15 protein-coding genes are annotated in these 19,955 nt (G+C 42.2%); 4 read left to right on the top strand and 11 right to left on the bottom strand.

Annotated elements, in window-relative coordinates; all coding sequences use genetic code 11:
• Positions 1-51 precede the first annotated feature (51 nt).
• Positions 52-525, top strand: a complete 474-nt coding sequence (locus tag AOG26_RS00200; protein WP_054560690.1) for a VOC family protein — start codon at positions 52-54, stop codon at positions 523-525.
• Here AOG26_RS00200 and AOG26_RS00195 read toward each other — a convergent pair.
• The gene (locus AOG26_RS00195) at positions 522-2,162 is read right to left on the bottom strand and encodes a hypothetical protein (RefSeq protein ID WP_095209726.1); all 1,641 of its coding nucleotides are present in this window, start codon (positions 2,160-2,162) and stop codon (positions 522-524) included. The two genes, AOG26_RS00200 and AOG26_RS00195, sit on opposite strands and share 4 nt — an antisense overlap.
• 235 nt (positions 2,163-2,397) lie before the next feature.
• On the opposite strand from AOG26_RS00195, the gene AOG26_RS00190 reads away from it, so the two are divergent.
• Together AOG26_RS00190 and AOG26_RS00185 are read left to right on the top strand one after the other, a co-directional pair.
• On the top strand, positions 2,398-3,711 hold the full coding sequence (locus tag AOG26_RS00190; protein ID WP_054560689.1) for a DASH family cryptochrome: 1,314 nt from the start codon (positions 2,398-2,400) through the stop codon (positions 3,709-3,711).
• A 115-nt stretch (positions 3,712-3,826) separates the two neighbouring features.
• Positions 3,827-5,509: a sensor domain-containing diguanylate cyclase gene (locus AOG26_RS00185; protein WP_054560688.1), complete on the top strand. Its 1,683-nt coding sequence runs from the start codon at positions 3,827-3,829 to the stop codon at positions 5,507-5,509.
• On the opposite strand, the gene AOG26_RS00180 is transcribed toward AOG26_RS00185, so the two are convergent.
• The 8 genes from AOG26_RS00180 to fucP all read right to left on the bottom strand — a co-directional run bounded on the left by AOG26_RS00180 (position 5,495) and on the right by fucP (position 15,166).
• Complete coding sequence (locus AOG26_RS00180) at positions 5,495-6,064, bottom strand: DUF2799 domain-containing protein (protein WP_054560687.1); 570 nt, start codon at positions 6,062-6,064, stop codon at positions 5,495-5,497. The genes AOG26_RS00185 and AOG26_RS00180 overlap by 15 nt on opposite strands.
• 128 nt (positions 6,065-6,192) lie before the next feature.
• On the bottom strand, positions 6,193-7,860 hold the full coding sequence (locus tag AOG26_RS00175) for an asparagine synthase-related protein (RefSeq protein WP_054560686.1): 1,668 nt from the start codon (positions 7,858-7,860) through the stop codon (positions 6,193-6,195).
• A gap of 112 nt (positions 7,861-7,972) precedes the next feature.
• A complete protein-coding gene (locus AOG26_RS00170; protein ID WP_054560685.1) occupies positions 7,973-9,856 on the bottom strand; it encodes a propionyl-CoA synthetase in 1,884 nt (627 codons plus the stop codon).
• A gap of 149 nt (positions 9,857-10,005) precedes the next feature.
• Positions 10,006-12,174 (bottom strand): tetratricopeptide repeat protein, encoded by a 2,169-nt coding sequence (locus AOG26_RS00165; protein ID WP_160316758.1) that lies wholly within the window; start codon positions 12,172-12,174, stop codon positions 10,006-10,008.
• Positions 12,175-12,225: 51 nt separating this feature from the next.
• Positions 12,226-12,981, bottom strand: coding sequence for a substrate-binding periplasmic protein (locus AOG26_RS00160; RefSeq protein WP_054560683.1), 756 nt, complete (start codon positions 12,979-12,981; stop codon positions 12,226-12,228).
• A gap of 84 nt (positions 12,982-13,065) precedes the next feature.
• On the bottom strand, positions 13,066-13,446 hold the full coding sequence (locus AOG26_RS00155) for a hypothetical protein (protein ID WP_054560682.1): 381 nt from the start codon (positions 13,444-13,446) through the stop codon (positions 13,066-13,068).
• Positions 13,446-13,796, bottom strand: coding sequence for a hypothetical protein (locus AOG26_RS00150; RefSeq protein WP_054561182.1), 351 nt, complete (start codon positions 13,794-13,796; stop codon positions 13,446-13,448). The genes AOG26_RS00155 and AOG26_RS00150 overlap by 1 nt, the downstream gene beginning before the upstream one ends.
• 80 nt (positions 13,797-13,876) lie before the next feature.
• Positions 13,877-15,166 (bottom strand): L-fucose:H+ symporter permease, encoded by a 1,290-nt coding sequence (gene fucP / locus AOG26_RS00145; protein WP_054560681.1) that lies wholly within the window; start codon positions 15,164-15,166, stop codon positions 13,877-13,879.
• A 155-nt stretch (positions 15,167-15,321) separates the two neighbouring features.
• On the opposite strand from fucP, the gene AOG26_RS00140 reads away from it, so the two are divergent.
• The gene (locus AOG26_RS00140) at positions 15,322-16,452 is read left to right on the top strand and encodes an ROK family transcriptional regulator (protein WP_054560680.1); all 1,131 of its coding nucleotides are present in this window, start codon (positions 15,322-15,324) and stop codon (positions 16,450-16,452) included.
• A 33-nt stretch (positions 16,453-16,485) separates the two neighbouring features.
• On the opposite strand, the gene AOG26_RS00135 is transcribed toward AOG26_RS00140, so the two are convergent.
• Together AOG26_RS00135 and AOG26_RS00130 are read right to left on the bottom strand one after the other, a co-directional pair.
• Positions 16,486-18,525 carry a S9 family peptidase gene (locus AOG26_RS00135; protein WP_054560679.1) on the bottom strand — a complete coding sequence of 680 codons (2,040 nt, stop codon included), beginning with the start codon at positions 18,523-18,525 and terminating at the stop codon, positions 16,486-16,488.
• A 141-nt stretch (positions 18,526-18,666) separates the two neighbouring features.
• Positions 18,667-19,899, bottom strand: a complete 1,233-nt coding sequence (locus tag AOG26_RS00130; RefSeq protein ID WP_054560678.1) for a TMEM143 family protein — start codon at positions 19,897-19,899, stop codon at positions 18,667-18,669.
• Between the last annotated feature and the right edge of the window lie 56 nt (positions 19,900-19,955).

Below are 19,955 nucleotides of genomic sequence, written 5' to 3'. Positions count from 1 at the left end.
TAGCTACAACTGCTACCTTTATAACTCACACATTTAACGTTGAGGTGTAACATGGCTGTTTCTGCAATCCCTAAAGGTTTCCATGCGGTAACCCCGTATTTGGTTATTGAAGGTGCCACTAAGGCGATAGAGTTCTACAAACACGCTTTTGATGCAGAGCTTGTAATGCAAATGCCCTTGCCTGATGGTGGAGTGGCGCATGCTGAAATAAAAATAGCCGACTCTCATATTATGCTTTCTGATAATTGCCCTGATGTGCAATTTAAGTCGCCGCAACAACTTGGCGGTACACCGGTGAGCATTATGCTGTATGTTGAAGATGTCGATGGTGTTTTTGCTAAAGCTTTGTCGCTTGGGGCAAAAGAGCTACGCCCAGTACATGACCAATTTTATGGCGATAGGTCAGGGACTCTAGAAGACCCTTTTGGTCATATCTGGACTATAGGCACACACAAAGAAGACCTCAGTGAGCAAGAGCTTATGCAGCGCATGAGCGAGCTTATGAGTAAAGAGCAAGATGCTTAAAAAGTTGTTTCAACCGACATTCCTATTTGCCATGAATCCACGTCTTGGTAACTGCCCAGAGGCGTACTAAAGTCGATATGTATCACATTGTCGTTACTTGAGCGCGATGAATATAGGCGAATACCAACGCCTGCACTGGTTAGCATTGAATCTGAAATATTTGCAGTTTCAGTGCTGCCAAATGCTTGGCCTACATCAACAAAGCCAACAAAGCCTACATCTACAAACTGATACAGATTGATATTAGGGTACATTCTTAGTTCAGCCGTTGCTTGTACGCTTGATGTACCATGTTGGTAACTTTCTGGGAAGCCACGCATGCCTTCTTCACCGCCAACGGCCAGTGGTTTATCAGCAAATTCATGGTTTTGCCAATGACCATTTAGATGCGCATAAAAAGCAAATGAGTTTGACCAGCGATAGTTAAATTGTGCTTTTGAATAAAGCGCTAAACGGTCATCAAGCTCAGTTCCCATATTGCCTTTCATTCCAGCGGCAAATCGATACAAGGCGTTATTGTTAAACCACGCTTTGGTAAGATTTGTATCAAATAAAAAGCCTTGGCCAAAATTTACGGTATCGATGGCAAACTTTGAATTTAGCTCCCAACCTAGGTTAACGTCTTCGTTGTGGTTTATTAGGTCAATATCGTGCAATACGGCATAATTGTCTTCTAGCCAATGTAATCCGACCCAAGGCGCTGCAATGGTGTAATCGTTAAGGCCTGCAAGCAAAGGCTCTGTTTCAAAAGGGCGGTAACTGACATCTTCGTAATCAATCCCAGCAAGCCAGTGAAAGGTTTGCTGACTGTCTTGCGATAAAATTCCGCCGTAAGCAAACTGGGCGATTAATTCATCAGTAAAAAACTCTGAACGAGTCATGCCATTTTGATAGATATAACTTTTTTGCTTTTGTGATTTAGCAAAGTAGCGCATTAGTGCGTCACTGCTGCGTTGATAAAAAGGCTGATGATAATCCACTAAAAACACTTGCCCGTCATCGTAATCATCAGCTTGTAAAGTGAGGGTTGCATGAGGCTGCCAAGGCACTGGCATTTGCAGCACTGAGTGGTAGCCTGAGCGTTCATGATCTGATTTATACTTTAAAGATGCGCGAATACCGTAGCCTAAAAAGTTTTCTTCTTTAAAACCTAAGCTGTATTTATTATTGCCACTACTACGGCCAAAATTAATGGTTGGCAATAAACTCCAGGTATCCCAGGTATCGATTTGCACCACGCGGGGTTCATCTTCAAGGCAATCTTTTGTATAGCTAACCTTGGCATCTCTTAAGTATTTTTTGCTGCGCAAAATGCGCTCCGCTTCTTGTAGCTGACGCTCACTGACTTGATCACCCTCTTTGAAGGTAATTTGCTCACTAACCACTTTGTTTTTGGTATCAATGTGCAGCCAGTTGATAAAGCGATGTAGGGCGGTTGTTTCAGGGTCATTAGGATCGAAAATCGTATGCGTATCAATGTTGAGTTTATCAACAGTGATGTCTTTGTCCTCGCTTAACTCTGCAGTAGGTTTGCTTTTTACTTCACAAACCACATCTAAGCTTAAAGGCTCGTTTGCATAAACAGTCCCTGTAGCAGTGCATGTTATTAATAAAACCGATGTTATTTTATTCATCATTATTATGCCTACTAAATACCAAGGAGATGCAGCGTGTTTGGCTTTATCAACCTTTAAATTCTTTACAGTTATCAGCATAAAATCGCTAACTTAAGAAAAACTTAACTAAAACTTAAACTTCATTGAAGGTTGTAAGTTTATGATTAATAAACGTTATGCTAACTAACTGTGGCGAAGTTAATCGATAAATAGCTGGCTTACGTATGATTTCTTAAGGTTTCTAATAGAGCAAATAATGAAAAAGCGTGTTTTATATTGGCTGCAAAATGACTTACGCCTAGTCGACAATGAAATTCTATCTGAGTTAGCTGATTTTGATGGCGAGCTTGATTTAGTGTTTGTGATTGAGCCGCGCTGGTTTAGGCAAACTAACTATCAATCAAAACCGTATGGCACGCATAGACACCGTTTTTTACGTGAAAGCCTAGCAGCATTTGCACAAGCTGTTGAGAAGCTTGGGCAAACACTTCATGTGCTAAGTGGTGAGCCTGAGCAAGTAATCAGTCAGCGATTACAAAAGTACGATATTGAAACTTTGGTTTGTACAGAGCAAGTTGGCGTTTATGAGCAAAAACAGCTCTATAAAATCAAAGTGTTATGCCCAGAAGTGACAGTGAAAACTTATCAACAAGATACCTTGTTTAAAGCAACGGACTTGCCTTTTCAGTTTGATGACCTACCTAAAAACTTTACTGCCTTTCGCAAAAAGGTAGAAGCTGAGCCAACCTTTATAGCGGCGCCACTGCAAGCGGTTAGCCACTTACCTCATCCTGTACAACTATGCCCTGATAACCCTATTGATGATGTTGCAACTCAACCTAACATTTTTAAAGGTGGTTTACTTGCAGCTCAGCAGCATTGTGATGCGTACTTTTCATCTAAAGCGCCAAGCAGTTATAAAGAAACACGCAATGAGTTAGACGGCTTTAGAAACAGTACTAAGTTCAGTGTTTGGCTCGCTGGGGGCACAATTAGCGCAAAACAGCTTTACCGAGAAGTTGAAGTGTATGAGTTAGAAAACGGTGCGAATGAGTCGAGCTATTGGATAAAGTTTGAATTACTGTGGCGCGAATATTTTAAGTGGCATGCGATGCATGCTGGCGCAACACTCTTCCAGTTTAAAGGGCAAAAGCATAGTGCGCCACTGACGACTTTTAACAGCCAGCGCTTTAATGCGTGGTGCCAAGGTCGCACGCCGTTTGCTTTGGTAAATGCAATAATGCATGAGCTTAATGCGACAGGCTATATATCTAACCGCTCTCGGCAAATTGCGGCAAGTTGTTTAGTTAATGAGCTTGAACTGGATTGGCGCTATGGCGCAGCGTATTTCGAACAGCAACTCATCGATTACGACGTGGCTGCGAACTGGGGTAATTGGCAATATATTGCGGGTGTCGGCGTTGACCCTAGAGGCGGTCGACATTTTCATATTAATAAGCAAACAGCGCTTTATGATCCCCTAGCGCGTTACATTCGAAAATGGCAAGGAGATCAAACCATCGTAAGCACAATCGATAGTGTTGATGAGGTGGATTGGCCAAGGATTTAATAGCCTGCGTTAGATCAATATTCTTCACAGATTTTTAGTGTTTTTTTATTTTGTTAACTAAAATAATGATTAAGGCTTGCTTTTATTGTTGGTGGGCTAGTTAACAAGGCTAATTATGGCATTTAGTGAAGGGTATGATGCGATTAAGTCGCATCTAGGTTTAGACATTGCTCAGCTAATTCTCGACAGTGGAGATGCGGGTATTTGGCTTTGGAATGTACAAACAGGCGAAACCATTTTCAATGATAAGTGGGCCGATATTATCGGTTACACACTGCAAGAATTATTGCCAGTTTCAATTGAAACTTGGCTCAGCTTTGCTCACCCTGACGACCTATCAAAATCGGAACAGCTATTAAACGCTCACTTTAAAGGTGACTCTAAGCGTTATATTTGCGAAGCGCGAATGAAGCACAAACAAGGGCATTGGGTTAAAGTGCTCGATAAGGGCCAAGTGCAAAGCTGGGATGAAAATGGCAATCCTGAATGGATGCTAGGCGTTCATATCGATATTACTGAACAGTGGTTAAAAGAGCGAGAAATTGAGTTTTTACATGCTAAATTGCAAAAGTTTACTGATAACTTACCGGGGTTTGTTTATCAGTATGTGGTGGAAAAAGATGGCACCGCATATTTTCCTTTTGCCAGCTCCAAAGTCTTCAACATTTATGGCTGCACGGCAGATGATATAAAAAACTCTGCAGATTTAATCATGCAAACGATTCACCCAGATGATTTAGAGCGAGTCGTTAAAAGCATTGAGAAATCGCGAGGCGAATTATGCGAGTGGCATGAGGTATATAGAGTTAATCATCCAACTAAAGGGGTGATTTGGGTTGAAGGAAAATCCTCACCTATTGCCCGTGCTAATGGCAGTGTTGAGTGGAATGGTTATTCAGAAGATGTCACTGAAGAAGTTAAAAGCAACGAAAAAATACAGCTGCTTACAGCCGTTTTCTCAACAACAAGCCGCGGTATATTAATAACCACCCCTGAGCCTAAAATTGTGGATGTTAACCCTGCTTTTGAGCAAATTACAGGCTTTTGTAAGGCAGAAGTGCTTGATAAAAACCCATCTATACTTTCAGCTAAGCAGCAACCCACAGAGTTCTTTGAGTTGATGTGGGAGTGTTTAATACACAATGGGCGCTGGCAAGGTGAAATATGGAACAAGCGCAAAACCGGTGAAGTTTTTCCTGAGTTGTTAACCATAGATGCCATGTATGACGAACATGGCCAAGTGAGTCATTACATTGGTGCATTTGATGATATTTCGCAGGCAGTAGAAAAGCGCCAACTGCTTGACGAATTAGTCAATCAAGACCCTCTTACTAAGCTGTTAAATCGGCGAGGTTTAGATATTCAGTTACATTCATTTTCTCATCATGCGGCGAATGAAGGTAACCAGTTTTCGTTGATTTATGTCGACCTTGATAACTTTAAACTGGTGAACGATACCTTTGGTCACGAGCAGGGCGATAATCTACTGCTTGAAATCAGTGAGCAGCTTTCACTTCAGCTGCGCGATAAAGACATATTAGCTCGTATTGGCGGCGATGAGTTTGTGATTGTGTTACCAACGTTAGCAAAACTTTCTGTTTGCCAAGACATTGCAGGGCGCTGCCAAAAAGCGGTTGAAGGCGTAGCAAAGCGCTACGCAACAAAAGTGCCTGTGAGTGCTAGTTTTGGAATCGCGCTTTACCCAGAAGATGGTAAAAATGCCAAAGAGTTACTCGCCACTGCTGACGAGCAAATGTATAAGATGAAGCTTAAACATAAAGCATCACCACTCGGTTGAAATTTCGACACTCGGCAGCTTATTCAAAAGCGGTAGTAAAGCACGCTCTTTACGTAAATCTTTGCGCTCGTTTTCTAAATCTCTTCGTTCTCGATAAAGCTCTTTTTGTTGGCCATTATCAAGTTGATTGCTGTTAAGCTCAGCGCGAATATCTTTTAGGCGGCGGTCAATATCGTCAATTCGGTCATCAATGTATATCAGCCTTTGCTGTACTTGATACCTGTCGTTGCCTTCTTGCCATGCTTTACGAAATGCTGTGCTATTACAGACGCCATTGTAAGATGCTCCCTGCATGCCAAGGGTAAAGCCATTTTCGGGCTCACAATACACCGCCAGACCTTGATCGTATCCCACTTTATATTCAGCAATATCGGCACTTACGCCATACTCGCTACATTGTGATAAGGCATCTATGCCATCACGATACTCAGTGCCATCTGCACCATGTTTATAACCAATACCATGCCAATTGGCTTGTAAACATTCATCTTTACTGACTGAGGTACAGCCTGCTAATACGATTAATGGCAGTAGAGGAAGTGTCCATTTTCTCATTAAAGTCTCAGCTTAAATTATTAATAACTAACTTGATTCTAGCCTGTAATATTATTTTTTAGAAAGTAGTTTTTGTATTTCATAACAATGCCCTCAAATGATTAAGTTTTATTGCGCCTAGGTATCCATTACCACTGACAGAACCGCTGAGCAATGCGAATGTTTGGCTGCGCATTTTTTAGGTGAGCTAACTGTAATAAGCATAACGCGGTAAAGTGACTGCGTTTGATCAATTGATGGCGGTCAAAGCGCATGATCTCGTACCACAGCTTAAACAGCTCGCCAAAACGCATTAGATTGTTATTGTTAAACTGCCACTGTGATTGGTAATTTACCTTGATAGGGCAAGGCATATGACCCGGATAGGCTTGCCATGGTGCAAGCATAGCTCGTGGGTAACTGGTTTTCAGCCAGCGCTGATAAAAGCGGTGCTTACGAACATATTCAACAGGGACAGCTAAAGGATATTGCAGCACTTTCCACGAATAAAACGGATGGAAGAACTCCATTTTAAACTCGCATACTTGCTCGTTCGGAATGCTCAAATGATGATGTTGATCATTGAGTAGTAAAAACAATTGGAATGCTTTTTCGAGTGGTAATTCAGCCAAGGGTTTAAAACTAAGTTTTAGGTTATCAATTAGTTTTTGTTGCAGCATAGACGCATTATGTACCACTGACTTTGGCAAATAAGCGTATTGCTGATCTAAATAAGCTTGAATGAGCTTATCAAGATTGTTTTCTTTTGCCGCCTCATAAATAGCGTCGCCATAAAATACGGCACCTAAACCAACACTGCCACCATTACCAGACCAACTAATTTGTGGTCTTGAAACTGTTTTATATTCATTGTGATGCGCTTTGCGCCAGTATTTACCAAGGCGCTGCTCAACAGAGAGCTTTTGCGTGTCGCGTACTTGCACAACCTCAAGTTTAAGGGCATTTTGCGAAGCATATTGTTTTGCGCAGTAGAGATCTTGGCTATCTGATTGCGAAAAATTAAACGACTTAAGCTCAACACCTTGGCGTAATAGCTCGCAGTTAATTAGCCGTGAATCAAGGCCGCCAGACAAGGTGCTCAGCACTTTTTTATCGGTGTGCATCGCTTTTGTTACAACACTGCGAAAGGCCTGAGTAACCCCTTCAATTGCGTCGGTCACCTCAAAGTTCTGTTTGGCAAGGGCGACCCAATCAAAGTAACGCTGTTTTACCACGCCATGACTGGCATCAAAACGTAATATTTCGCCTGGGTATGAGCATTTTATGTTTTTATATGGCGTGTGATCTAATAGCGGGTAACCAAGCACAGCAAGCTCTGTGAGTGCTTCGGCATCACTTTCAAGCTCAATACTGAGCTGTTTAAATAACCCCAAGTTGGTTGAAAACAGTAAGCCTTGCGCTGTTTTTAAGGTATAAAACGGCTTTAAACCAAGGGGATCGGTGGCGAGTACTAAGCTGCCTAATTGGCTATTAAACTGGCAAAAGCTAAATACCCCTTCACATTGCTGTAAGCAAGTGTTGAGGGAAGCTGTATTGGCCATGGTTTTTAAATCATCACTGCGCGAGCTGCTTAGTAAAGGGTGACCAATCAGCGTTGCAATTTGCGACTCAGTTTGCAACCAACTCGCTTGTTGGTAAGCATCAAAGTCATAGTGAAAAATAGCTCCATTATCACAATCAAAGCGCTGAACATCTGCTTTTTTGTAGCGATTAAATACATCAGCTAGTTGATTAATATAATGAAATTCTGTTTTGCCTAATTCATTGAATTGGATATAACCTGCGATAACAGCCATGTTAACCACCTTTTCGTTTGCTAACTTACATGTAAAGTTGCAAGCCATAGGCCAAAACGAATAAAGGCCTTAAACAAGGCCTTTGGTAACATTACAAAATTACAATCGCAGATCAGCGATTGTTAAGTTGTTGGTTGATTTCATCGAATATACTCGCATCATCAATGGTTGATGGAATTTGCAGCTCTTCACCATCGACCAATTGGCGTAAATTCTTTCTGAGTATTTTCCCTGAGCGGGTTTTTGGAAGGCGCTCAACATGCAAAATGTTTTTCAGGCAGGCAATGGCGCCAATTTGATTTCTTACCGAGTGAACTAACTGTTGCTCAACTTCTTTGCTATCGCCAAGATAATCGTCTTTGAGCACTATCATCGCCATGGGTAATTGCCCTTTGAGTGCATCGTTAACACCAAATACTGCGCATTCAGCAACAGCAGGGTGGGCTGCTACAATCTCTTCCATTTCACCGGTTGATAAGCGATGACCTGCAACGTTAATTACATCATCGGTACGACCCATAATAAATAGATACCCATCCTCATCAATATAGCCGCCATCACCAGAGAGATAATAATCAGGGTACTCACTTAAGTAGCCCGCCTGAAAGCGTTCATTGTTTTGCCAAATTGTTGGTAAGCAGCCAGGAGGTAAAGGCAGTTTAATAACCACTGCGCCGCTTTCGTTTGCGGCGCACTGCTCACCATTCATATCAAGAATTTGTACATCAAAGCCCGGTGTTGGCACAGTTGAACTTCCCGGTTTAGTGGCAAGTTGTTCAATACCAATTGGATTACACGCAATTGCCCAACCTGTTTCTGTTTGCCACCAGTGGTCGAGTACAGGCAAGCCAGTGTTGTCTTTCAACCACTCATACGTTGGCGGATCTAGGCGTTCGCCGGCCAAGAATAAACGTTTTAAACTTGAGGTATCGTATTGTTTAAAGCCCTCGGCGGTCGGGTCTTCTTTTTTAATTGCGCGAAATGCAGTTGGAGCACTGAATAAGGCGGTGACTTTATAATCTTCTACAACACGCCAAAATGCACTGGCATCAGGAGTTCTTATTGGTTTTCCTTCATAAAGTACGGTGGCACAGCGATAAATGAGCGGTGCATATACAATGTATGAGTGACCAACCACCCAGCCAATATCGGAAGCTGCCCAAAATACCTCGCCGGGCTTCATGCCATACACGGTTTCCATGCTGTAATGCATTGCAACTGCGTGACCACCGTTTTCTCGAACCACCCCCTTGGGTGTGCCTGTGGTACCTGATGTGTAAAGAATATAAAGCGGGTCGTCGCCTGCAACAGGCACTGCATCGACTGCACTTGCTGTATCAGAGGCTGATTGCCAATCGATGTCTCGGCCATCTTGCATCTCGGCAATGGCTTGTTCACGCTGAAATACAATACAGTGTTCAACAGCATGCTTGGCGTTTTCGAGTGCTTCATCAAGCAGTGGTTTATATTCGATCACATGATTAATTTCGACCCCGCAAGACGCAGTAAGCACAAGCTTAGGTTTTGCATCATCAATACGCACAGCGAGTTCGTGAGGTGCAAAACCACCAAATACAACGGAGTGAATGGCACCAAGGCGCGCACACGCCAGCATACCAATAACTGCTTGTGGGATCATTGGCATATAAATGACTACACGGTCACCTTTGCTTACGCCAAGGGATTGCATGAGCCCTGCAAATTTAGCAACTTGAGTTTGTAACTCGCCATAAGTGTATTGTTGTTTGGTATTGGTAACAGGGGAGTCGTAAATCAGTGCAGTTTGGTCGCCATAGCCAGCTTCGACGTGTTGGTCCAGGGCTAAGTAACAAGTGTTTAACTGACCATCGGCAAACCAATGGTAAAAATCATTATCGTCATATTGATAAGGGGCACTTGGCTCTTTAAACCAAGGAATTCGTTTACTTTGCTCAAGCCAAAACTGACCCGGATCGCGCTGGAACTGTTTGTATTGTTGTTGATATTCGCCCGCCATTGTGAGGCTCCTATACTTTTTAGTGAGAGACCCTAAAAAATGTAGGTGTTTTTTTGATTAAATAATATGCGACCTTGGTCGGCATTAATTGGGCTAAATGTCGTGAAATCGCCCTGTTTAGGGGCGATTTTAGGGAATCGTGGTGCTAATTAAACCTGTTGTTCACTAATAAGCGGTAAGCAAATGAAGATCTTAACGCCACCTAGCTCACTGTGCTCAGCTTTTATAGTGCCTTTGTGTGTTTCTATCAGGCTTTTACAAATCGCAAGTCCAAGGCCTGAGCCGCCTGTTTGACGGCTGCGCGACTTATCAACGCGGTATAAACGTTCGAATATTTCAACTAACTGATTATTGGTAACGCCGGGTGGGGTATCTTCAATACTAAAAGTAATACTCTGCTCTGAGGCCGTTGCTATAAATTTAATTTTGCCGGGTTTATCAGTATAAAAAGTACTGTTTGATAAAAGGTTCGTCAGTACTTGCTTAATTTTATCTATATCCCATGTCACTTTGATATCTGCAGCAAGGTGAATGTTACTAGTAAATTCAAAACCTTTGTTTTCTACAAAAGCAGTAAAGTCTTGCTGCCAAACGGATAATACGTCAGCAAGTAAATAGGGTTTTAAGTTCAGATATAGGCTATCGGAGTCAGCTTGTGCTAGTTGATGGATATCACGGATCAGTACATTGATATCGGTAAGTTTTCGATTAATGGCATCGTAAGAGGCATCTACGTCTTTGGCGATATTGTATTGCAATGCTTCAACTTGCAATTGTAGTGCTGTGAGTGGCGTGCGAATTTCATGAGACACATCGGCTAGTAAGCGGTTCTTTTTATCAACGACTTCTTGGAGTAGCTGTGCTCGTTCACTGGCAAGCTTACGCTTTTTAAATGAGCGGTAACCAAAGCCAGATATCAGCAAAATCACGCAGCTTAAGCCCAGTAACCACGCTTTGAATTGCCATTCACTTTCGCTTAGTTGAGCCGCTTGAATTTGCTTTTCAGCACTCAATTGGTTGATTTCTTGCTGATTTCGCATAAAAGCTACTTGGCTTTGCATCGCGGCCACGGTTAAGTCGTGCTGATTTTTACCTGTATTATCCTCAAGGGTTTGATAGCGGTTTTGCGATTCAAATGCTTGTTTATACAGTTGTAAAGCAAGGTAAGAGTCAGTGAGTAACTTATTTAAGCTAATTTGATCTTCAACATCTTGCAGCTCATCAGCCTGTTTTAAAGCCTGCTCTGCGGTTTTAATTGCTTCAGCGTGATCATCAAGGGCTTGATAAATACGTGTTTGGGTGATCCCTAAAGATACCAAGTGTGAGCGAAAATTATAGTCAGTAGCGATTGCCAAAGCGCGGTTGATATAGGCTTGCGCTTCACTTATGTTATTTTGTTTTAAAGCAATTAACGCCATTAAATCGTACGAGCGACATAGCCCTGTGTTTGAAGATGATTGCTGATAATAGCTAATCGACTTTTCTGCGTAATCTGTGGCTGTAGCAAGTTCGCCTTGTTTTAGTGCAGCGTAGCCGACCTTCATGGCACTGTTACCGATGTCGACTTTTGAGCCAATTTCTAAATCCAACACGTGAGACATTTTAAAGTGCTTTAACGATTGAGCACTGTCGCCCATACGGCGGTAAACTTCGCCAATTTCGTAAAGCGAATCGGCTATGCCTTTTTTGTCATCAAGCTTTTGATGCAAAGAAAATGATTGAGTTAAACTTGCAAGCGCCGCATTGTGATCGCCAATAATGGCTTCGATTATTCCTAAGTTTAGTAATGCCGATGCATACGATTTTTCATCATCAAACTCATGTAAGATATTAACAGATTTTTGTGCCTCATTAAGGGCGGCTATGTATTTATCTTGCCAGCGTAAAATGGCTGCTAATCGCTCATAAGACTGGGCAATCAGCACAGAATCTTTTATCTGTTTTGCAATAGCTAATGCATCTCGGTAGTGCTGCTCTGCTGTTAGAAAGTTACTTTTTCTACCTTGTGCGTAGCCCTGAATAAGCATCGCTCGTACTGTGATTGCCTGATTACTTTGCTTTTGTCCGTACTCCAGTAGCTGCTCTGCATAGCTCAGTGCTTGATCATAATCACCACTGCTGACATTCATAAATGCCAGCGATTCAAGCGCTTCTTGCATGATGTTAGGCTCATTGACGAGAGTTGAGTCGTTAGTTAACTGATCAAAAATTTCAGTGGCTTGGTTTGGGTTACTATTGCGTAGTGACTGGGCTTCGTTTAGCTTTTCTAACGCTTGTTCAGGGGTAATAGCATAGGCGCTTAGCGATAGACAGCTCAAGGCACAAGCTAAGGCTAAGCTTTTGTAAAATAATGGAGTATTTTTCATTTTTTATTTAGGTAAAGGCAACTGCCATTTTTGTAAAATTGCTTGGTATTGACCACTTTGCTTCAAAGCTTCAATGGCGTTACTTAATTGCGCTGCGAGTTGTTTATCTAAATTAAGATTCGCAGCTAAATAAAGACCTGAAGGAAAGTCATCTAAGTGTAGGCTTTTATGAATGTCACTTGGATCAACCCCAGATAATGCCAGTTCGTTTTGCAAAGTCAGGGTGTTGGTCAGCACAAAGTCTATGCGCTCTTTTTCAAGCAATTGCCAAAGTTGATGGTAATGACTGACTAGCACCAAATTTTTATCTTCATTAAATCCGGCATGCTTCAAGTAATGCTCACTTGAATAGCCTCGAATAGTCGCGACACGGTACTGCTGAGCTTGCTTTAAACTAAATATTTTGTGGCTTTTGCTCGCAAGGTCAACGAGGTAAGCGTCCGAAAAATAGGTTTGTGCTAACCACTGAAAGCGGTTTTCGCGAGCTGGGTTTTTTAGTAGCGAAATCATTAACATGTTTGGATTGTTTTCGAGCTCATGAAAAGCCCGCGCCATAGGCATAATTGCGAATTCGCTAGGGATGTTTGCGTGTGCTAAGGCGGCTTTTACTACTTCAACAAGTGCACCATCGGCTTCGCCTTGCTGATTTTTAAAATGGTAAGGAGGTAGATCTTCAGCGATAAAGGTCAGTGTTTTCGCAGCCGTTGCACAACTGATGAAACAAAGCAGAGTAGCAATCAGTAATGAGCGAAACAGCATAAAGATCCTTTATCCTTAAACAAGTAATTAACATACTAAAGAATCTTAATGAAAAGGTATAGGTTTTTAATTGCCAAGTCAGATTTAGTTGCTTTTTTTACTGCGGGGTGCCCCTAGCAAGATACCGATATGGCAAACACACACAGATAGAAAAGCACTCAAGCCCAATGCACCGCCATAGCCATGCAAGCGCGGCACAAGGTATTCAAACAACAAAGCAAACAATATTGAAGCAATGGCTAATGTAAAAATGCCAAAGCGTTTTGGTGCGCTCATGCCAATGAAAGTCCCCCCAAAAAACGCCACGCTGTAAAGTTCTACATCAACAGGGAATAGGCTTAAAATTGCAAATGCAATAATGCTGGTGGCGGCTGAGGCGCGAATGCCATCAAAGCGGTTATGATGCGCTAAAAAGTAAGTAGAGTAGGCACCAAGTAAAGCGGTAATTGTAATAAACAAATCCATTAAAAGACCCCTTTTGCAAGCATGTAAAGCGCCACACTGGCAAAAGCAACGCTACCAAGACGACCACCAAAACCTGCAAATAGGTTCATAGTTAATACGTAAAGGCTGGCACCAATTAAAGAGATAAAACTCAGCTCCCAGTAGCTGTTGATTAAACTCGATGAGCACATACCAGCAAAACTACCAGCGTAAATGGCTGCATAAGGATGGTTACCAAAACGAGCAGGAAAAGGAATAAATGTGCCAACTAAACCGGTAAATGCAGCAGATAACACAAGGGCAACATTGGCTTGGTCATGAAGTAAAAAGCAGGAAAAACAGCCAACAGAAAAGGCCAAAAACTTGACCATAAAAAATGTAATATGTGCCATTAATTGACGATACACCTCGCTTAAGTAGGTAAACGAGGTGCATTATCTCATTGATGCGTTTAGTCCTGCAACTGCGCTTTGGCGGGTATTGCTGCTACTTTGGTATGGTGGCCATACAAAGCAACAATTAAAAAGCAAACAAGTGGTACAACAAACGAAACCGCAGTGTTAAAAGCATCTATAGTTGCAGCTTGGATCAGAGGTAAAAATGCGCCCCCTAAAATTGCCATTACTAAACCTGCCGCACCAACTTTTGCATCTTCGCCGAGGCCTTCAAGTGCTGTGCCGTAAATGGTTGGAAACATCAAAGATAGACAGCTTGAAATAGCTACAAGTGCGACTACGCCCACTAAATTAACTTGGGTGGTAACAATAAAACAAAGCACGGCTGCAACTAAAGCCATAAAGCGCAGTAATTTAGCGCCGCTAATAAAGCGCATTAGCCAAGTCATGATGAAGCGAGAAACTAAAAACACCAGCATAGAATATTGTAATACCTGACCGCCGGTAACTTCTGTAGTGTTAAGAGCTTCCATGGTGTAGCCAATGGTGTAGGTCCATACACAAGTTTGTGCGCCAACATTAAAAAACTGTGCAAGCACACCAAATCGGTAGTGCTTATTTTGATACAAATGTTGAAAGGTCTTTTTAAGTTTACGCGGTTGCGCTGCGGCTTTTGTTACTGTGGCAGGAGAGCGGCTAAAAAAGATACATAGCCATAGTAAGATTAAACAACAGGCCATACCCACATACGGCACCATCACAGCGTCAAGCTCTGCACTCACAACGGTTTTTAATTGCGCTTCACTCATCAGAGCACGGCTTGCGCTATCAGCTTGATTTAAGTTCGGTAAGATCAACGTCGCCGCTAAAAACACACCAATATTAGTACCAACGGGGTTGAAAGCTTGCGCGAGGTTAAGTCTACGGGTTGCTGTGTGCTCGCATCCTAACTGCATGACATAGGGATTTGCAGAAGTCTCTAAAATAGACAAGCCACCAGCAAGAATAAACAAGGCCAATAAAAAGTGGCTATAGAGCATGGTTTGGCTAGCAGGGTAAAACAATAAAGCACCACAGGCGGCCATGGCTAAACCCACTAACAGCCCCGTTTTATAATTAAACCGTCTATTGATCATGGCTGCCGGTAAAGCTAAGCAAAAATAAGCACCGTAATAACTAAACTGCACCAGTGCTGATTGCAACGCACTCATCGAAAATGTTTTGCTAAAAACTTTCACTAATGGGTCTGTCATATTGGCCGCAGTACCCCAAGCAGCAAAGCAAATTGTAAGCAGAATAAAAGGCCAAAGCATTTGGCGCGATACAATAGCAGGCTGTGTTTGCATAGTTCACCAGATTAATGTGTTCATATTGTTGTGGCCGACAGTATTCACGACTATAAATAATAAATCAACATAGTTGATTTATTATTTTGACTGGTAGATAGTACGCCAAAAAGGTCTAATAGGCCGCGTATTAAGCTGGTATCAAGAAGGATGTTATGAAGAGTAGTTTATCGCGAGCACCAAGAAGCAAGAACGAGCGCGCAATTCTAAGCTTAATTAGGCAACAGCAAAGCATGCCTAAAGCACAAATAGCGAAAGCGTTAGCCTTGTCTGCTCAGGCTGCAACAGTGAACATCAACAAGCTCGAAGAAGATAAGCTATTGCTTCGTGATGCACCTATAAAAGGACGAGTAGGGCAACCAAGCGTGCCGTTTAGGCTCAATCCAGATGGCGCGTTTAGCTTTGGTTTGAAAATCGGGCGACGACGCTTCGACCTGATACTCGTTGACTTACAAAGCACGCAAAGAGCATCGGTATCTGTTGAGGTGAATGAAGCATCGGTTGATGAGCTTAAATCATTCTTAGAAATACATATCCCACAACTAATCAGTCAATTAGAACCTGAACTGCGCTCACATGTGTGTGGGCTAGGGGTCGCTATGCCGTTTGATATTTGGCAATGGCAAGCCGCTTCAGACACTGCAACAAATACCCTTAGTCAATGGCAAAATTTCGACTTAAAAGGTTACTTAGAAAGTCAGTTTAATTTACCGGTTTATATTAGTAACGATAATAACGCTGCCTGCTGTGCAGAGCTAAGCCTTGGTAACCCTAATAACTACAGCGATTTTTTGTATGTTTATTTGGGGGCTTTTTTAGGTGGGGCCGTGGTGATTAACCACCAACTTCTCGAAGGTAAAAGTGGTAATGCCGGTGCTATAGGCTCAATGCTAAACGCTGAACGCGAACAGTTACTTAGTCAATGTTCACTACTCTCATTACAAAGCGAGTTTGATAAGCAGCAACTTGGTATATCTGTGTATGAGCTTACCGACAGTCAGTTTTCAGATCATAAACGGCTAGTTCAGCCTTGGCTTGAAAAATCTGCTGAGGCTATCAGTATTGCCATGCATAACTGTTTGAGTTTATTAGATATGCAAGCTGTGATTATTGATTCGCCGTTACCGAGTAAAGCGCTTGAACAGCTCAAGCAGTTATCAATTGCAGCATTTGCACGGTTAGATAGTCGTGGACTACGTAGTTGTGAAGTTGGTTTAGGCGTGTGCGGGGAAAAAGCGCAGTCGATAGGTTCTGCTCAACTTGCGCTTAGTCATCATTATTTTTAAGCAGGAGTGAGCACCTCACTCCTGCTTAATTCATTACTTCTGATATTGTTTGAACCACGCAAGGGTGTATTCAATTTTCGAAATCATACGTGAAGGACGACCCGCAATACCATGTGGTGAGCCCGGTACACGAATAAGCACGGTATCTACCTTTTGCAGTTTTAATGCTTGATAGAACTGTTCTGATTCTGAAATCGGCGTGCGGCGGTCTTCTTCACCTGTCATGATCAATGATGGTGTGGTTACGTTACCCACTAATGAAAGCGGTGAACGTTTCCAGTAGTGCTCAACATTGTCCCATGGCATGCCAGGGAACTGGTTACGAATTTGACCAATATAGCTGTCGGCTGAAAGCGTTTTACTTAACCAGTTGATCACAGGCTTGGTAATTGCCGCAGCGTTAAAGCGGTTTGTTAAACCAACCGCATAAGCCGTTGCAATACCACCTGCTGAACCACCAGCAATAAATAAGTTATCTTTGTCGATAAAGCCTTTAGCAATCATGGCATCAACTGCAGAGTTGTGATCGGCAAAGTCTTCTTCAGAGCTGTATTTACCATCTAGCAGTAGTGCAAAGTCTTTACCGTAACTTGTTGAACCACGGTAATTCACATACACAACAACGTAACCTTCAGCGGCATAACGTTGTAATTCAGCAGTAAAGCTTGGGCCATAGGCAAGATGTGGGCCGCCGTGAATTTCAACCATTAATGGGTATTGTTTGTTTTCATCAAAATCAGGTGGCGTAATGTACCAACCTTGAATGGCTTGGCCGTCGAACTGCGATTTAACATTCAGCTCGTGCACTTTACCAAGCTTTTTATGGCCTAATACATCTTCGTTTAATGAAGTTAGTGTTTTACTTTTACCTCTGTAGATGTAGCCTAAATCAGCTGGGCGGTATTCGCTGCCTGTGGTGTACGCAATAGCGCCATTATTGGCCATGCTGAAACTACCACTAATATACGGACGACCAATTGAAGTGCCCGATACCGTATCAGTTAAGTCAGTGACCTTACCGCGGCTGTTGACTTTAGCGAGCTTACGCTTACCAAAATCATCGTACTGAATAACGAAGTCGCCATCGCCTGACCATTTATAATCAGCCACTGAGCGGTCTAATTTTTCAGTAATATGCTTGATTGATTTATCATCTAAATCGAGCATAGATAGTGTTGAGTTAATGTAAGGCACAGGGGCATTGTCGCGCGCAACAAAGGCAAGTTCATCACCGTCTTGTGCGTAACGTGGGTTACTTTCACGGCCAGGTAAATCAGTTAGTTGCGTAAGCTCGCCTGATTTTACATTGATTTCATATAGGTCTGACTCAGTTGTGCGATATTCCCACTCATCATTGCGATCAGCAGAAAAAGCTAGTTTTGTGTTACTTGGGTCCCAAGCAAGAGGGCCATAGTGCTGATAATCACCCGATGTTAATTGGCGTGGTGTGCCACCCGAAACAGGAATAACAAAAACGTGACGATATGAAGGCTCTAAAAAGCCTGCGCCATCAGCTTGATAGCGTGCTTTTTCAAACACTCTCACTGGTTTTGACCACTCAGCGCCTTTTGGCTTTTTAGGCAATTTTACTGATTTAGCGAACGCAGATTTACCTTCAGGAATGCTCATGGTGAAAGCAATTTGTTCAGAGTCATTCGACCAAGTTAAGTTACGTACTGATTTTGGTAGTTGCGTTAATAATGCTTGTTTGTCTTGCGCTAACCAATAAACGTGAAGCTGATTTGAGCCACTTGAGTTGCTGGTAAAGGCAATTTTCTTGCTATCTGGAGACCAAGTAGGTTGGCTATAGTTATGTTCATCAGAAAACAGTGGCGTGTGTTGACCAGACTTTATATCGTACAGCCAAAAGCTACGCTTATTACCATCTTTCATGATGTCGTAGCCGCTGCGAACATAAACGATTTTTTTACCGTCTGGGCTTATTTGTGGGTCGCCTGCGTATTCAAGTTGAAAAATATCTTCAGAGACAAATTTGTCGTTAGCATATACTTGAGCTGTTGTTGCTGCGCACAGCAAACTTGCTCCAATAAGGATTGTTTTTTTTAATTGCATGGAATGGTCTTTTTTTAGCCGTAAAATTTTATCCTAAAAGCAGACCATTCGCTGCGCAAGCACATTGAGACCAAAATGCCGTAACGAGAGTTAAACAGACTCAGACTCGATTTGTACTTGCTAGTACCTGATTTTAAAGGCTTAGGCAAACTTAAAATAGTCATCCCAACGCGCATCTAAGCGCTGTTTTGCCTTATCTAAATCAACCGCCGAATAAAGTTCATTTTGCTGATTAACTAGATCAAGCTTTACGAGTTTGTCTAAAGCATCATCAATTTCAAAGTCGAGCTGGCAATTATGTTGTTCGTTAAACCATTGCTCAATTTGACTATCTAATTGCTCTGCAGTCATCGCTGATTCGCTTTTTAGTAAAAAGGTGTAGGCAAGCAGCGCCTCTTTAACATCTTCTTCTTCAGCTGCATCAACGAGAGTATGAAAAACACCTGCATTGTTATCGAGGTTTTTAAAATACAAGTTGTCGGCCAGTGCTTTCATAAAGCGAATTTTACGGTTTTTAAACTTGCTCCATTCTTTAAAAATAAAGCTGCCAAATACCCCCATGCCGATTGCAAAGGTAATAAAGTGTTGCTGACTCATATGTACTTCTTCACTGCGCCAACCACCCCAAAAGGCAATCAGAGCAATCAGTAGTAAAATTGACGCGCCTAATTTTGTTACCAACACCACAGCACCGCCAATCAATGCTGATGAACCAATAATCAGTTTATCTATTGGGCGCATTTTTACTTCGCTATTCGGAAACAGCATTTCTAAATCGGCTTTTGGCACATTCTGGAATAATTTGACAATGGTTGAATTTGGTTCAAAGCCCACTGGCATTTTGCCTTTTTCTAAAAAGTACTGCTCGTCTTTAAAGCGGATGAATATGGCAACGCGATCATAGTTAGTAAATTGAATCTGTTTTTTCTTAAGCCCCCAAAAACTGCGCAGCGTCTCAGTTTTTTGCGATTCGCCGCGGCGGTAAAAAACTACTTCTGCAAAGTCATCAAACTCAACGGCTAAACGCACTTTAAATAAAGACTCTTCATTCAGTGCATCTTGCAAGTCTTGATTGGTAATGGTTTCAAAATTGGCAGCATTGAGTACGGTGGCAAAGTCTTTTGCAAAGGCAGATTGGTAGCTGGCACGTTGCTCGTCGGTAATCGGTATTAGAGTGCGGGTGTCGCTATTTGGGTCAAATGGCGCATAGTTGTTTTTTAATGACTCCAGCAGCTCGTGATATTGGTAATGAGTCACGCTTTGCAAAAGTGTAGCAAACTCCATAAACGAACCTGATTGCGATTCACCTAAATAGGCTTGGCAAAGGTTGATGATGTCGTGTTTTCGAAAAGGAATAAATCGTGCGTCGCTCATTGATTCTTGCTGTGTCATTTAAATTGTCAGCGATGATAAAAAAATAACAGCAGAAT

This window comes from Pseudoalteromonas sp. UCD-33C (genome assembly GCF_001306895.1).
Taxonomy (GTDB): domain Bacteria; phylum Pseudomonadota; class Gammaproteobacteria; order Enterobacterales; family Alteromonadaceae; genus Pseudoalteromonas.
The sequence above is the reverse complement of the archived record's forward strand: the minus strand, read 5'-3'. Positions and strand labels throughout refer to the sequence as shown.